Annotated in this window: 12 protein-coding genes; 4 read left to right on the forward strand and 8 right to left on the reverse strand. The window is 57.4% G+C overall.

Annotated features, from left to right (window positions below):
- The first annotated feature begins 156 nt into the window (after positions 1 to 156).
- Positions 157 to 882, forward strand: a complete 726-nt coding sequence (gene nagB, locus ACTQ3R_RS08855; protein WP_441778770.1) for a glucosamine-6-phosphate deaminase — start codon at positions 157 to 159, stop codon at positions 880 to 882.
- 65 nt (positions 883 to 947) lie between these two features.
- On the forward strand, positions 948 to 1,910 hold the full coding sequence (locus tag ACTQ3R_RS08860) for a tRNA dihydrouridine synthase (RefSeq protein ID WP_441778771.1): 963 nt from the start codon (positions 948 to 950) through the stop codon (positions 1,908 to 1,910).
- Positions 1,911 to 1,978: 68 nt separating this feature from the next.
- On the opposite strand, the gene ACTQ3R_RS08865 is transcribed toward ACTQ3R_RS08860, so the two are convergent.
- From ACTQ3R_RS08865 to mnmA, 7 genes are all read right to left on the reverse strand, one after another.
- Positions 1,979 to 2,827: an amidohydrolase family protein gene (locus ACTQ3R_RS08865; RefSeq protein WP_441778772.1), complete on the reverse strand. Its 849-nt coding sequence runs from the start codon at positions 2,825 to 2,827 to the stop codon at positions 1,979 to 1,981.
- Positions 2,828 to 2,911: 84 nt separating this feature from the next.
- Positions 2,912 to 4,456 carry a sodium:solute symporter family protein gene (locus ACTQ3R_RS08870; RefSeq protein WP_441778773.1) on the reverse strand — a complete coding sequence of 515 codons (1,545 nt, stop codon included), beginning with the start codon at positions 4,454 to 4,456 and terminating at the stop codon, positions 2,912 to 2,914.
- Between the two features lie 180 nt (positions 4,457 to 4,636).
- A complete protein-coding gene (gene pyk / locus ACTQ3R_RS08875; RefSeq protein ID WP_441778774.1) occupies positions 4,637 to 6,076 on the reverse strand; it encodes a pyruvate kinase in 1,440 nt (479 codons plus the stop codon).
- 256 nt (positions 6,077 to 6,332) lie between these two features.
- Complete coding sequence (gene metG / locus ACTQ3R_RS08880; RefSeq protein WP_441778775.1) at positions 6,333 to 8,303, reverse strand: methionine--tRNA ligase; 1,971 nt, start codon at positions 8,301 to 8,303, stop codon at positions 6,333 to 6,335.
- A 22-nt stretch (positions 8,304 to 8,325) separates the two neighbouring features.
- Positions 8,326 to 9,201, reverse strand: a complete 876-nt coding sequence (locus ACTQ3R_RS08885; RefSeq protein ID WP_441778776.1) for a hypothetical protein — start codon at positions 9,199 to 9,201, stop codon at positions 8,326 to 8,328.
- Between the two features lie 83 nt (positions 9,202 to 9,284).
- Positions 9,285 to 9,590 (reverse strand): hypothetical protein, encoded by a 306-nt coding sequence (locus ACTQ3R_RS08890; protein WP_441778777.1) that lies wholly within the window; start codon positions 9,588 to 9,590, stop codon positions 9,285 to 9,287.
- Entirely contained in the window at positions 9,587 to 10,654 is a 1,068-nt protein-coding gene (mnmA, locus tag ACTQ3R_RS08895; protein ID WP_441778778.1) for a tRNA 2-thiouridine(34) synthase MnmA, read from the reverse strand. The genes ACTQ3R_RS08890 and mnmA overlap by 4 nt, the downstream gene beginning before the upstream one ends.
- Before the next feature lie 290 nt (positions 10,655 to 10,944).
- Here mnmA and nrdD point away from each other — a divergent pair, with 290 nt between their 5' ends.
- Entirely contained in the window at positions 10,945 to 13,071 is a 2,127-nt protein-coding gene (gene nrdD, locus ACTQ3R_RS08900; RefSeq protein ID WP_441778858.1) for an anaerobic ribonucleoside-triphosphate reductase, read from the forward strand.
- An 18-nt stretch (positions 13,072 to 13,089) separates the two neighbouring features.
- Positions 13,090 to 13,608, forward strand: coding sequence for an anaerobic ribonucleoside-triphosphate reductase activating protein (gene nrdG / locus ACTQ3R_RS08905; RefSeq protein WP_441778779.1), 519 nt, complete (start codon positions 13,090 to 13,092; stop codon positions 13,606 to 13,608).
- Positions 13,609 to 13,668: 60 nt separating this feature from the next.
- On the opposite strand, the gene ACTQ3R_RS08910 is transcribed toward nrdG, so the two are convergent.
- A complete protein-coding gene (locus ACTQ3R_RS08910) occupies positions 13,669 to 14,262 on the reverse strand; it encodes an NAD(P)H-dependent oxidoreductase (protein WP_441778780.1) in 594 nt (197 codons plus the stop codon).

Below are 14,262 nucleotides of genomic sequence, written 5' to 3' on the forward strand. Positions count from 1 at the left end.
CCAGTCGGGATTTTCTTTCTCACATGGGGAGAAGGGTGCTGAGCAGGGAAAATAATTCACCGAAAGCCTTGACAAACGGCCCTGAACCTAGCTACAATTTTAATAGTATGGACCCTTGTGGGAAGTCTTGGAAATATGGAATGAGGAGTGTGTATCATGCGGATTTATGTGACCGAAGATTATAATGCCATGAGCCACCGGGTGGCCAGCATTTTGGCTGCTCAGGTCATGCTGAAGCCTGATTGTGTGCTGGGTCTGGCGACCGGTTCTACCCCTGTTGGTGCCTATAAGCAGCTGGTGGAGTGGTACAAGAAGGGGGACCTGGACTTCTCTCAGGTCCGTTCCATTAACTTGGATGAGTATGTGGGCTTGGCTCCCACCCATGACCAGAGCTACCGCTATTTTATGCAGTCCAACCTCTTTGACCATGTAAATATTGTACCCGACAATACCAATGTGCCTTACGGCTTGGCTGAGAATGCCGCGGAGGAGTGCCGCCGGTATAACGAGGTCATCCATACCCTGGGTCCCATTGATCTGCAGCTGCTGGGCATGGGCCACAACGGCCACATCGGCTTTAACGAGCCTGCCGACGCTTTTGAGCTGGAGACCCATGTGGTCGATCTGACCGATACCACCATCCAGGCCAACGCCCGCTTCTTTGCCTCCGCCGACGAGGTGCCCCGTCAGGCCATGACCATGGGCATCCAGACTATCATGCAGGCCAAGAAGGTCCTGGTGGCCGTCAGCGGTAAGGACAAGGCCGAGATCGTAAAGAAGGCCTTCACCGGCCCTGTCACGCCCCATGTGCCCGCTTCTATCCTTCAGATGCACCCGGATGTGATCCTGGTGGGCGACAAGGCCGCTCTCAGCCTGCTGTAAGCAGAGAGAAATTCCGAGGGCCGCGGTCAAGTGACCGCGGCCCTTTTTGGTGAGGAGGAGAAGCCATGGAGCTCTATTTTGCCCCGATGGAGGGGGTGACCGGCCCTCAATTCCGGCGGGCCCACTACAATTATTTTTCCGGAGTGGACCAATACTACCTCCCCTTTATCAGTCCCACCCAGGACCATGTGTTTACCCCCAGGGAACTGCGCAATGTGGGGCCCCAGGCCAATGAGGGGATTCCCGTGGTGCCCCAGCTTCTCACGAAACGCGCGGAGGACTTTATTTGGGCGGTCAAAGAGCTGGGGAAGATGGGCTATCGGGAGGTGAATTGGAACCTGGGCTGTCCCTCCGGCACCGTGGTGGCGAAGGGAAAGGGAGCCGGGATGTTGGCGGATCTTCGGGCTTTGGATGAATTTTTCGAGACGGTCTTTTCTGCCGACCTGGGCGGGGTGGCGATTTCCGTGAAAACCCGCCTGGGGCTGGAGTCTCCGGAGGAGTTTCCCGCTCTGGCGGAGGTTTTTGCCCGGTATCCGATTTCCTTGCTGATCCTCCATCCCCGGATACGGGAGGATTATTATAAGGTTCCGGTACGGGAGGAAGAGTTTGTAAAAGCGCTGCCCCTCATTGGCTGTCCCCTGTGCTATAATGGCGGACTGGTGAATGCGGAGGGCTGTGCCAGGGCGGCAGAGAAGTTTCCCAAGCTCCGGGGCCTGATGATGGGGCAGGGGCTGATTGCCGACCCGGCTCTGGCTCGAAAGGCGCGGGGAGGCCCTCCGGCGTCACGGGAAGAGCTGCAGGTGTTTCACGATGCCCTTTACCAGGGCTATCTGCGGGATTTTGCCAGTGAGAAAAACGCTGTTTTTCATATGAAGGAGTTGTGGAGCTACTTTTTCCGCCTTTTTGAGGGGGGAGAAAAGCTCTTTAAGCAGATTAAAAAAGCCCAGAACGGCTCCAGTTACGAAAGCGCTGTGAATCAGATTTTCCGTACGCTCCCCCTGCGGGAAGAGGCGGATTGGAGCCGGTAAGCGGTAAAGAAGGAATCTAAAAAGGGAAAGCCAAAAGGCTTTCCCTTTCTTTTGTGTCAATGAACGGTTTAAAGTCCCAGCAGCTTTCGGGCGTTGCCCCCCAGGATAGCCTCCAGCTCCCAGGGCTCCAGCGGCAGGGCGCGCAGCCGTTTGAGAGCCTGCGCCTGGTCATCCCAGGGGCTGTCAGTGCCGAACAGGACCCGTTCAGCGCCAAACTTGTGTACCATGCCTACGAACTGCTTTTCTTCCATCAGGGGCAGCTCCTCAGGGCGATAGTACCCATCGTCCAACGGGGCGATGGCGCCCAGGGCGTAGGAGGTATCGATAAAGACCTGGGTGTCCCAGAGAAGCTCCTCCACCTGATCCCACTGCCGCCACCCCCCCATATGGGCCAGAACCAGCTTGACCGGCCCTACCTGACGGATAGCCCGCAGAACCATGGCGGGGGAACAGTTGTCTTTTCCGGGGAAGCCCACATCCAGCCCTGCGTGGGAGAGGACCATCAGGCCTAACTCTCCGCACCGGTCTAAAATCCGCAGGTAGCGAATGTCGTCAAAATCAACCCCCTGGTACTCCGGGTGAAGCTTGATTCCTTTCAAACCCAGGGAGGCAATGCGGCTGAGCTCCTCCTTCCAGCCGTCAAAGTCGGGGTGAATACAGCCCAGAGAATAGATCCCAGTCTCTGGCCCCTGGTCGTTCATCCGGGCGGAGGAGTCGTTCACATGGGGAACCTGGCGGGGATTGGTGGCCACGGGGAGCACCAGGCAGGCATCCACTCCGGCACGGGCCATAGAGGCCATCAGTCCGGGGGCAGAACCGTCGGAAAAAGAGCGGGTGTGGGAGATCTGCTCCAGCTTTTCCACGGTAGAAGCGGCGATTTTTTCAGGAAATACATGGGTGTGAATATCAATGATCATGGATGGAATGCTCCTTTGTTTTGGAAGGGAAAACCTGTGGTATTTTGTTCAGGATACCACAGGTTTTCGATTTTGAAAAGTCTCTTAATTGGGGTCCCCCAAAGCCTGGCTCTGCCGGACCAGCACCTTCTGGTCAAAGCAGGAGAAGGTCTCCTCCACCATTTGGGCGTTTGGCTTGGGGGTGAAGAGGGATACCACCGGGACAAGAATGAGACCGGCCACCATACAGAAGGCACCTGCGTTAATGGGGGACCGGAGAACGGCGGGGAAGAGGGTGTTGAGGCCGATATTGGCCAGCATGACCACCGCGGAAAATAGGAAACTGGCCCAGCAGGCGGCCTTGGTGGCCTTTTTCCAGTAGAGACCGAAGAGAAAGGGGGCCAGGAAGGCACCGGCCAGCGCCCCCCAGCTGACGCCCATGAGTTGGGCAATGAAGGTGACGTTGGACTTGTACTGAACGATCGCCAGTACCACGGAAATGGCGATGAATACCACAATGAGACAGCGCATGACAAAGACCTGACGCTTCTGATCCATGTCCTTCACGATGTGGTCCTTTAAAAGGTCCAGAGTCAGCGTAGAGCTGGAGGTGAGCACCAGAGAGGACAGGGTGGACATAGAGGCGGACAGGACCAAAATGACCACCACGGCCAGCAGAATGTCGGGCAGGCCCGAAAGCATGGTGGGCACCACGGAGTCGTAGCCGTTGGCGGCAATGTCCACCTGGTCGCTGAACAGCCGCCCAAAGCCTCCCAGGAAGTAGCAGCCACCGGCGACCACCGCCGCGAAAAGGGTGGAAATGACTGTGCCGGTGTCAATGGCCTTCTCGCTTTTGATGGCGTAGAACTTCTGGGTCATTTGAGGCAGTCCCCAGGTGCCCAGGGAGGTAAGGATGACCACGCCCAGCAGATTCAGAGGGTCAGGACCGAAGAAAGAGGCAAAGACACCCGGCACATCGGAGACAGCCGGATCACGGACCTGAGCCAACCCCTCCAGGGCAGAGAGAAAGCCTCCCTGACTATTGAGTACGGCGGCAATGACGGCGATAATGCCCACGATCATGATGATGCCCTGAATAAAATCATTGATGGCGGTGGCCATGTAGCCCCCGGCGATGACGTAGATGCCGGTGAGCACCGCCATCACAATGACGCAGATGGAGTAGTCAATGTGAAAGGCCATACCGAACAGACGGCTAAGGCCATTGTAGAGGCTGGCAGTGTAGGGAATGAGAAAAATAAAGATGATCACGGAGGCGGCAATTTTCAGAGACGGACTGCCAAAGCGTTTCCCAAAAAATTCCGGCATGGTGGCGCTGTCCAGATGCTGGGTCATGATCCGGGTCCGGCGGCCCAGCACGACCCAGGCCAGCAGAGAACCCAGAAGAGCATTGCCGATCCCTGCCCAGGTGGCGGCAATGCCATATTTCCAACCAAACTGGCCGGCATAGCCCACAAAAACCACGGCGGAGAAGTAGGAGGTCCCGTAGGCGAAGGCGGTGAGCCATGGACCCACGGACCGTCCGCCCAGGACAAAGCCGTTCACATCGGTGGCGTTCTTGCGGCAATAGAGGCCAATCCCAACCATGACCGCGAAGAACACCAGAAGCATACCCAGTTTGATACCCATATCGTTCATTCCTCTCATGCAACTTGCTTCGTTGCTTTGTACCGTTGAAGTGTAACGCATAAAAGTAAAAAAGTCAAGAGCAAACTATACAAAAAAGGAGGGCCCGGAAAAAAGAAATCGTGTGACCACGCCAAAGGCGGGGCCACACGATGAATCAGCGAGGCATAGAAAAGGAAGGGATTACATGGCGTCCTCATCAATGATCTGTGCCTTGATGAGGTTGGTGGAACCGCTCTTACCCAGAGGCACACCGGCGGTGATGACCACGGTGTCCCCGCTTTTCACCAGCCCTTCTTTCAAAGCCACTTCCGCGGACAGGGAGAAGATCCGGTCGGTGGAGGTGACCTCTCCGGTGAGGAAGGGAATGACGCCCCAGGAGATGTTCAGCTGGCGGCGGACCTTCTCGTTCATGGTGAGGGCGGCAACCGGACAGGCGGGGCGGAAGCGGCAGATCATCCGGGCGGTACGGCCGGAGTTGGTGGCGGCCAGAATGGCCTTGGCGTCCAGGTCCATGGCGGTAAGGCAGCAGGTGTGGGTGATGGCGTCGTTGATGTTGCTGGCGGGGACCACACGCTGCTTCTGGAACTGACGCCAGTAGTGGATGGAGTGCTCTGCCTCCTGCACAATGCCGGCCATGGCGCTCAGAGCCTCTACGGGATACTTGCCTCCGGCGGTCTCACCGGAGAGCATGACGCAGCTGGTGCCGTCAAAGACGGCATTGGCCACGTCGGACACTTCGGCCCGAGTGGGACGGGGGTTTCGCATCATGGAGTCCAGCATCTGGGTGGCGGTGATGACAGGCTTGCCTGCCTGGAGGCCCTTGCGGATGATTTTCTTTTGAAGAATGGGGACACGGGCGGCGGGAATCTCTACGCCCAAGTCACCGCGGGCCACCATGATGGCGTCGGCAGCAGAGAGGATCTCGTCGATGTTGTCTACGCCCTCCTGGTTTTCGATTTTGGCGATGATTTTTACCTCGTCCCCGCCGCACTCATGGAGCACCTGACGGACCGCCTCCACATCGGCGGCCCGGCGGACAAAGGAGGCGGCGATGAAATCAAAGTCATTCTCCACGCCAAAGCGAATGTCAGCCACATCCTTTTCCGTAAGGGCGGGCAGATGGATATGAACGCCGGGAATATTGATGGACTTGTTGGCAGACAGGGTGCCGCCGTTTTCCACGGTGCAGCGGATGTCCTGCCCCTGAATTTCTTCCACGCGCAGAGCCACCAGGCCGTCGTCAATCAGGACCTCCTGGCCCTTCTGAAGTTCCTGGTGGAGGTTGGCGTAGGTAACGGAGACATGAGACTGGTCTCCCACTTCGTCACGGGTGGTGAGCGTAAAGGTGTCCCCCGCCTCCAGTGAGATGGATTTTTCCCCAAAAGTCTTGATGCGGATCTCGGGGCCCTTGGTGTCCAGAATGGTGGCCACCGGGCGGCCCATGGCGTCCCGGACGGATTTCAACAGATTCAGCCGCTGCAGGTGCTCCGGGTGGCTGCCGTGGGAAAAGTTAAAGCGGGCCGCGTCCATGCCGGTGCGGATGAGGGTGCGGATCATGTCCTCATTGTCCACGGCGGGGCCCAGCGTGCAGATGATTTTTGTTTTCCGTTTTGAAAACATAGAAATTCCTCCTGTGGAAATTCAATTTTCAATTCTTTCGATACCACTATTATCATACAGGAAAGAGAGAAACTTGCATAGGGGATAATTCCATAAAAATACGGCTAAAATCCATCTGACATGCAGCAAAAAGTTATGTTCTGAAGCATAAACGGGAGTTGTTTGTAAAAAATGTTTTAAAATCTTAACCAAACACTAACATAAAAAATCCCGGCGAAGCACATGGCTTCGCCGGGAAATGGGGCTTATATCCCGATCAGCACATCTTGGCGCCGGCGGGGATCTTGTCGTCGATCATAAGCAGGTTGAGCTTCTCCTCACCCTTCTCGGTGTGGATGGCGGAAATGAGCATACCGCAGCTCTCCTGGCCCATCATCTTCCGGGGAGGAAGATTGACAATGGCCACCAGAGTCTTGCCCACCAGCTCCTCGGGCTTATAGTACTGGGCAATGCCGGAGAGGATCTGCCGGTCGGTGCCGGTGCCGTCATCCAGGGTAAACTTCAGAAGCTTGTTGGACTTCTTCACATTTTCGCAGGCCTTTACCTTCACAGCCCGGAAGTCAGACTTGCAGAAGGTGTCAAAATCAACCTGTTCAGTGAGCTGGGGCTCCAGCTCCAGGTCGGGCAGAGCGGCTTTCTTGGCGGCCTGGGCAGCCTCCTCCAACTGAGCCAGGGCCTTTTCCATGTCCACACGGGGGAAGAGGTTCTCCCCGCGCTGCACAGTGGCGGTGGAGGACAGGGAGCCGTATACGCCCGCGCTCTCCCAGGTGCGGCAGCCTTCGCAGGCGCCGATCTGATCCAGCACCTTGCCGGCAGAATCGGGGATGAAGGGAGTGAGGAGAATGCCGCACACCCGCAGAACTTCCAGCAGGTTATACATTACACGGGCCAGGCGGGGACCATTGGCCTCCATGTCCTTGGCCAGCACCCAGGGGGCGTTTTCATCAATATATTTGTTTGCACGGGAGATGACCTTGAAGATCTCACTCAGGGCGTTCTGGAAGGCAAACTTCTCCATCTGCTCCTCATAACGGGTGCGCAGGGAGGAGATAAGCTCCACCAGCTCGGCGTCCTTCTCGGCGTCCTCGGCCTGGTTGGCAGGCAGAGTGCCGTCAAAGTACTTGCCCACCATAGACACGGTGCGGGAGAGCAGGTTGCCCAGGTCGTTGGCCAGGTCTACATTGATGGTGTTGATGAGGGCCTCGTTGGAGAAGTTGCCGTCGGAGCCGAAGGGGAAGGTGCGCAGCAGGAAGAAGCGCAGGGCGTCCACGCCGAACATCTCCGCCAGGATATAGGGGTCTACCACGTTGCCCTTGGACTTGGACATCTTGCCGCCGTCCAGCAGCAGCCACCCGTGGCCAAACACCTTCTTGGGCAGGGGCATACCCATGCTCATGAGCATGGCGGGCCAGATGATGGAGTGGAAACGGACGATCTCCTTGCCCACAAAGTGCACATCAGCGGGCCAGAACTTCTCGTAGTCATCGTACTTGTCATTGAGGAAGCCCAGAGCAGTGGTGTAGTTAAAGAGGGCATCCACCCACACATAGACCACATGGCCCGGATCAAAGTCCACGGGCACGCCCCAGGTGAAGCTGGTGCGGGAGACGCACAGGTCCTCCAGGCCGGGCTTGATGAAGTTGTTCACCATCTCATTGACACGGGAACGGGGCTCCAGGAAGTCCGTATCCTCCAGCAGGCGCTGCACCTTGTCGGCGTACTTGCTCAGACGGAAGAAGTAGGCTTCCTCCTCCGCGTCCTGGACCTCCCGTCCGCAGTCAGGGCACTTGCCGTCCACCAGCTGGCTCTCGGTCCAGAAGGACTCGCAGGGCTTGCAGTATTTGCCTACATACTTGCCCTTGTAGATGTCCCCATTCTCATACATTTTCTTAAAAATCTTCTGGATGGCGGAGACGTGGTAATCATCGGTGGTGCGGATGAAGCGGTCGTTGGAGATGTTCATCAGCTTCCACAGGTCCAGTACCCCCCGCTCGCCGGTGACGATCTTGTCCACAAACTCCTTGGGGGTGACGCCGGCCTCCTTGGCCTTGTCCTCGATCTTCTGGCCGTGCTCGTCGGTGCCGGTCAAAAACAGTACGTCATAGCCGCATAGGCGCTTATACCGGGCCATGGCATCGGTGGCTACGGTGCAGTAGGTGTGGCCGATGTGCAGCTTATCGCTGGGGTAGTAGATGGGAGTGGTAATATAAAAACGCTTTTTTTCCATGGTGAGGAAACCTCCAATTCTATCATGATTGAGCCGAATCTTCTCTGTCTTCACAATCCTCCGCCCCAGAGGGCATTCGCTCCTCCCAGCCGGGGCCGACGCCCACCAGCAAAGCTCGGGCAAAGCCCAGGGCGGAGAGAACAAAGGCCAGCGTGAGCACACAGGTCCCCAGACTGAGACCGTCGGCCAGGGAGGTGAGCCCCAGCACCACGCCGCTCAGAGCAAAAAACAGACTCCTGCGGGGACGGGGGCGGTCAAAGAGAAAGCCAGCCACATAGTAGTGTCCCAGCATAAGAAACGCGGCTGCGGCCAGAGCAAACCCATACTTCATCAGTACCGGCTGCGTGCCATGCTCCAGATGGGTGGAGAAGAGCCAGAGAAGGCCTGCAAAGGCGGGCATGGGGGCCAGATACCCTAAAAAGTCGGGCAGCTCCCAACGATAGGCGCTGCGGCCCATGAGCAATACCCCAGCTCCCGCGGGAAGGCACAGCAGGGCGCACAGCAGCCGGGCTGCCGTGAGGGTAAACTGGGTGGGGTCACGGTCAAGGGCGGGGGTAGCCTGCCACAGCTGCAGCATCTGTGCACCCTCCATCAGATTGACCAGACCCGCTGCAAAAAACAGCAGACCCGCTGCGGCCCAAACGGTCATCTGGCCCGCTTCGGGGCTTCCAAAGGCGGGCAGAAAATCCTGGGGGACTTGTTTGGTTGTCTGTATTGCAAGCAAAAACAATAAAATCAGTACCGCGGTGAGTCCCAGCAGGGCGTAGGTAGCGGGGGCACCGTGGGTAAACAGTCCGGTTTCCGGATGGAAGGCGGCGCTTAGCTGCCATTTGCGCAGGGCAAAGCCGGCTGCCCCGCCTGCCAGGGCCAAACCGGGCAGGATCATATCTTTCCTCATGTATGGCATATCCCCTTAATAAAAGGAATCAGTACCCCTCATCATAAACCAAACGGGATAAAAAAGCAACAAAATTATCCTGTTTACAGCTTAGGACCGGAGCGGCCGAATTTGTCCTTCTTGCCAAACTGGAACCAAAGGGCCGCAATCAGCAAAATCAGCCCAACGATGGTGGCAATGGTACTGACGGCTGCCGAGAGCATTTGGTTCATATCCAGCAAGGAAATCACAGCCAGAAAGACCAGATCCACCAACAGCAGCGTGCGGGCGGTGGGGTCCATACGCTTGCGGGCCCGGTCCTTTTCGTCAGCAATGCGCTCCTGTTCCGCCTGGCGCTTGGCGTTGACCGTGGCGCTGTGCTTGCGCTTTTTATATTTCTTTTGGCTCATGGTTCGGTTTCTCCTTTCAAAATAACGGCTCCCCCCACCACAGTGTCCCCGTCGTAAAGCACGACGGTCTGACCGGGGGTGATTGCCCGCTGAGGCTGGTCAAAGGTGAGATGAATGGTGCTGGCACTGGTTTGCTCTACCGTACAGGGCTGCTCGGCCATACGGTAGCGGATTTTGGCCCGGAGCCGGACGGGGCCGGACAGCTGGGCGCAGGGGATGAGGTTGAGGTCTCCGGCGGTGAGAGAACGGGCAAAGAGACTCTCGTTGCCGGAGAGGACCACCGCGTTGTCTTTGGGGCGAATCTCCTTCACATAGAGACGGCCGTGGTTGGAGGAGACTCCAAGCCCCCGGCGCTGGCCCACGGTGTAGTCAATGATGCCTGTGTGCTGCCCCAGTAAGCTGCCCTCCTCGTCCACAAAGGGGCCGGCGGGGTACTGCTTCCCGGTGTGGGAACGGATAAAGGCCCCGTAGTCTCCGTCGGGGATGAAGCAGATATCCTGGCTGTCACTCTTGTGAGCGGTGACCAGACCCCGGCTGTGGGCGATGTCCCGGATCTCCTCTTTGGAGAGGCCCCCCAGCGGGAGCAGCGTCCGGGAGAGCTGGGCCTGGGTGAGGGTGGAGAGCACATAGCTCTGGTCCTTTTCCGGGCGGCTGGCTTTTTTGAGCAGATAGCGCCCGGAACCGGCGTCATATTCTACCCTGGCGTAGTGGCCGGTGGCCAGCTTCTCACATCCAAGCTCCAGCGCCCGGTCCAGCAGGGCGCCGAATTTGATGTGCCGGTTACAGGTGACGCAGGGGTTTGGGGTGCAGCCGGCTTCATAGGCGGCGGCAAAGGTGTCCATGACCTGGGTGCAAAAGCAGGGGGAGAGATCCACCATGTGGTGGGGAAAGCCCAGCTGCCGGGCCACGGCCTGGGCGTCCTCTCCGTCATGCCAGATATCTCCCGGCCTGGAAAAGAGCTTCATCGTCAGTCCCACCAGCCCATATCCCTGCTCCAAAAGAAGGCAGGCGGCTGCGGAACTGTCCACACCGCCGCTCATGGCGATGGCGAGTGTTTCTGGCATAGATACCTCCTGTGGGCAATTTGCTGAAATTCAAAAGGAAGTATATCATATTTTTCCCGGAGGAGCAACCGAAAGCCCGAGAAACCTGCAGCAGGCCGGGGAAAAAACGGGAAAAACATCACACTATATATTTTGTATTTCAGACGAAAAGTGATTATGTTAAGCACAAGATATAGTATGTATGGCGGTAGACAAAGGAAGGGGGGTGTGCTATAATGCCACCTGGACTTGTCCGCCGGGGCACCTGCCCCAGCGAAGAATACCCCTGTGAACCGGGAGAGGAGAACGACATGAAAGTCATTAAGAGAGACGGAACTGTGGTGGATTACGACCGCAGCAAAATCGTCACTGCCATTGAAAAGGCCAATGCCGAGGTCCCTGAAAAGGAGCGGCTGAGCCTGGAAGATATCCATGCCATTATTGACGGCATCGAGGCCATGAAGCGCCAGCGTATGTTGGTGGAGGACATTCAGGACCTGGTGGAGCAAGGGCTGGTGGAGCGCAACAAATTCCATCTGGCCAAGACCTATATTATCTACCGCTATACCCGTGCCCTGGTGCGCAAGCAGAACACCACCGATGATTCTATCCTTTCCCTGCTGCGCAATGAGAACCAGGAGCTGGCCGAGGAGAATTCCAATAAAAACACCATGATCGCCGCCACCCAGCGGGATTATATTGCCGGAGAGGTGAGCCGGGACCTGACCCGCCGTATCCTTCTGCCCGAGCATATCTCCAAGGCCCACGATGAAGGGGCTATCCACTTCCACGATGCCGACTACTTCATCCAGCCCATTTTCAACTGCTGCCTCATCAACATTGGGGACATGCTGGACAACGGCACCGTAATGAATGGAAAGCTCATTGAGAGCCCCAAGAGCTTCCAGGTGGCCTGCACCGTGGCCACCCAGATCATCGCCTGCGTGGCCTCCAACCAGTACGGCGGCCAGAGCGTGGACCTGCGCCACTTAGGTAAGTATCTGCGCCGGAGCAAGGAAAAATTCCGTAAGCACATTGCCTACGAGTGCGCCGGCCAGGTGGACGATGCCACTATAGAGCGCCTGGTGGACGACCGGCTGCGGGACGAGCTCAAAAGCGGTGTGCAGACCATCCAGTATCAGATCAATACCCTCATGACCACCAACGGCCAGTCCCCCTTTGTCACCCTGTTCCTGAACCTCCAGGAGGGTGATCCCTATCTGGAAGAGAACGCCATGATCGTGGAGGAGGTGCTGCGCCAGCGCCTGGAGGGCATCAAGAATGAGAAGGGCGTCTACATCACCCCTGCCTTCCCCAAGCTGGTCTATGTGCTGGATGAGCACAACTGCTTGAAGGGCGGCAAGTACGACTACATCACCGAGCTTGCCGTCAAGTGCTCCGCCAAGCGGATGTACCCCGACTACATCTCCGCCAAGAAGATGCGGGAAAACTATGAGGGGAATGTGTTCTCCCCCATGGGCTGCCGCTCCTTCCTGGCCCCCTGGAAGGACGAGAACGGAAACTACAAGTTCGAGGGCCGCTTCAACCAGGGTGTGGTCTCTCTGAATCTGCCCCAGATCGGCATTTTGTCCGGTGGGGACGAGGCGAAATTCTGGGAGATCCTGGAGCAGCGCCTGCAGCTTTGCTTCGAGGCCATCATGTGCCGCCACAATGCCCTGAAAAAGGTAAAGTCCGATTCCTCCCCCATCCACTGGCAGTACGGAGCCATTGCCCGCCTGCCCAAGGGAGCTTCCATCGAGCCGCTGCTTTACGGAGGCTATTCCTCCATTTCGCTGGGCTACATCGGCCTTTATGAGGTGACCAAGCTGGTCAAGGGTGTCAGCCACACCCAGCCCGGAGGCACTGAGTTTGCCCTGAAGGTGATGAACCGCCTGCGCAAGGCTTGCGATGACTGGAAGAAGGAGACCAACATCGGCTTTGCCCTCTATGGTACTCCGGCCGAGAGCCTGTGCTACCGCTTTGCCCGCATCGACAAGGAGCGCTTCGGCACCATCCCCGATGTCACCGACAAGGGCTACTACACCAACAGCTACCATGTGGATGTGCGGGAGCACATCGATGCCTTTGACAAGTTCACCTTTGAGAGCCAGTTCCAGAAGATCTCCACCGGCGGGTGCATCTCCTATGTGGAGATCCCCAACATGCGCCACAATCTGGAGGCTTTGAAGGATGTAGTCCGCTTCATTTACGACAACATCCAGTATGCCGAGTTCAACACCAAGAGCGATTACTGCCAGGTGTGCGGCTTTGACGGAGAGATCCTCATCAACGAGGATAACCAGTGGGAGTGCCCCGCCTGTCACAACACAGACCGGACGAAGATGAACGTGACCCGGCGCACCTGCGGCTATCTGGGAGAAAATTTCTGGAACGTGGGTAAGACTAAGGAGATCAAGGCACGGGTGCTGCACCTGTAAAACATCAGGAGTAAGATCATGAACTACGCCGACATCAAAAAAGTGGATGTGGCCAACGGACCCGGTGTGCGGGTGAGCCTGTTTGTCTCCGGTTGTACCCATCACTGCAAGGAGTGCTTCAACCCCGAGACCTGGGATTTCTCCTTTGGCTCCCCCTTTGGTCAGAAGCAGATCGAGAAGATTCTGAAGCTTTTGGACCGCAGCTATATCCGGGGCCTATCCCTGCTGGGGGGCGAGCCCTTTGAGCCGGAGAATCAGGCCGCGGTGTTGGAATTGGTGCGCCAGGTGCGGGCACAGCTGCCCCAGAAGGATATCTGGTGTTATTCTGGCTACCTCTTTGAGGCGCTGGCCGCCGGGAAGGTGGGGGAGCACAGCCGGGAGCTGCTGGAACAGTTGGACATCCTGGTGGACGGGCCCTTTGTGCTGGAGCAGAAGGACTTGGGCCTTCGGTTCCGGGGTTCCGCCAACCAGCGTATCATCAATGTACCCGCTTCCTTAAAGGCGGGGAATGTGCAGCTGTGGCAGGAAATTCAATAAGGAACAAAGACGGGGCGGCCCAGTTGGGCCGCCCCGTCTTTCCTTGTGTGATCTTGCGGATTATCCTACGAACTCCTTCACAAACTGGTCGATCTGCTGCCGGGCCTGGGTAAGGATGCCCTCCACATCTGCTCCGCGGATATCCAGATTTTCCGCCGTCAGGCAGTGGGTATTTGAAATTCCCACCATATTGGCCCAGGCCTTTAAGTAGTCATAGCCGAGATTTAAATTGCCGATGGGGCCGCCGGCGGTGGTGATGAATACCAGGTGACGGGCCTTGCACAGCCCTACCTGCTGCCCCTCCTTCGTGTAGCCGAAGGTGACTCCGATGGCGCTTGCCCACTCCAGATATACTTTCAAAGCGGCGGGGAATGTCAGGTCCCAGTAAGGAGCACCCACCAGGATCAAGTCCGCCTGTGCGGCTTCCAAGGCGGGCTGCAGCATGGGGTGATCCTTCTCATGGGAGGTGAGTGCGTCACGCTCCTGTGCCATAGGGCCGGTCAGGACCGGGAGAGAGGCGGTGGTGAGGTCCCGGTGCAGAACCTGGCACTGAGGATGCAGGGCAGTATACTGATCTAAAAATTCCCGGCAGAGCATTTTGGTGCGGGAGAGTTCACCCCGCATGCAGGCATCGACAAATAAAATCTGTTCCAT

It is taken from the genome of Lawsonibacter sp. LCP25S3_E2, assembly GCF_052117285.1.
In the GTDB taxonomy this organism is placed as follows: Bacteria; Bacillota; Clostridia; order Oscillospirales; family Oscillospiraceae; genus Lawsonibacter.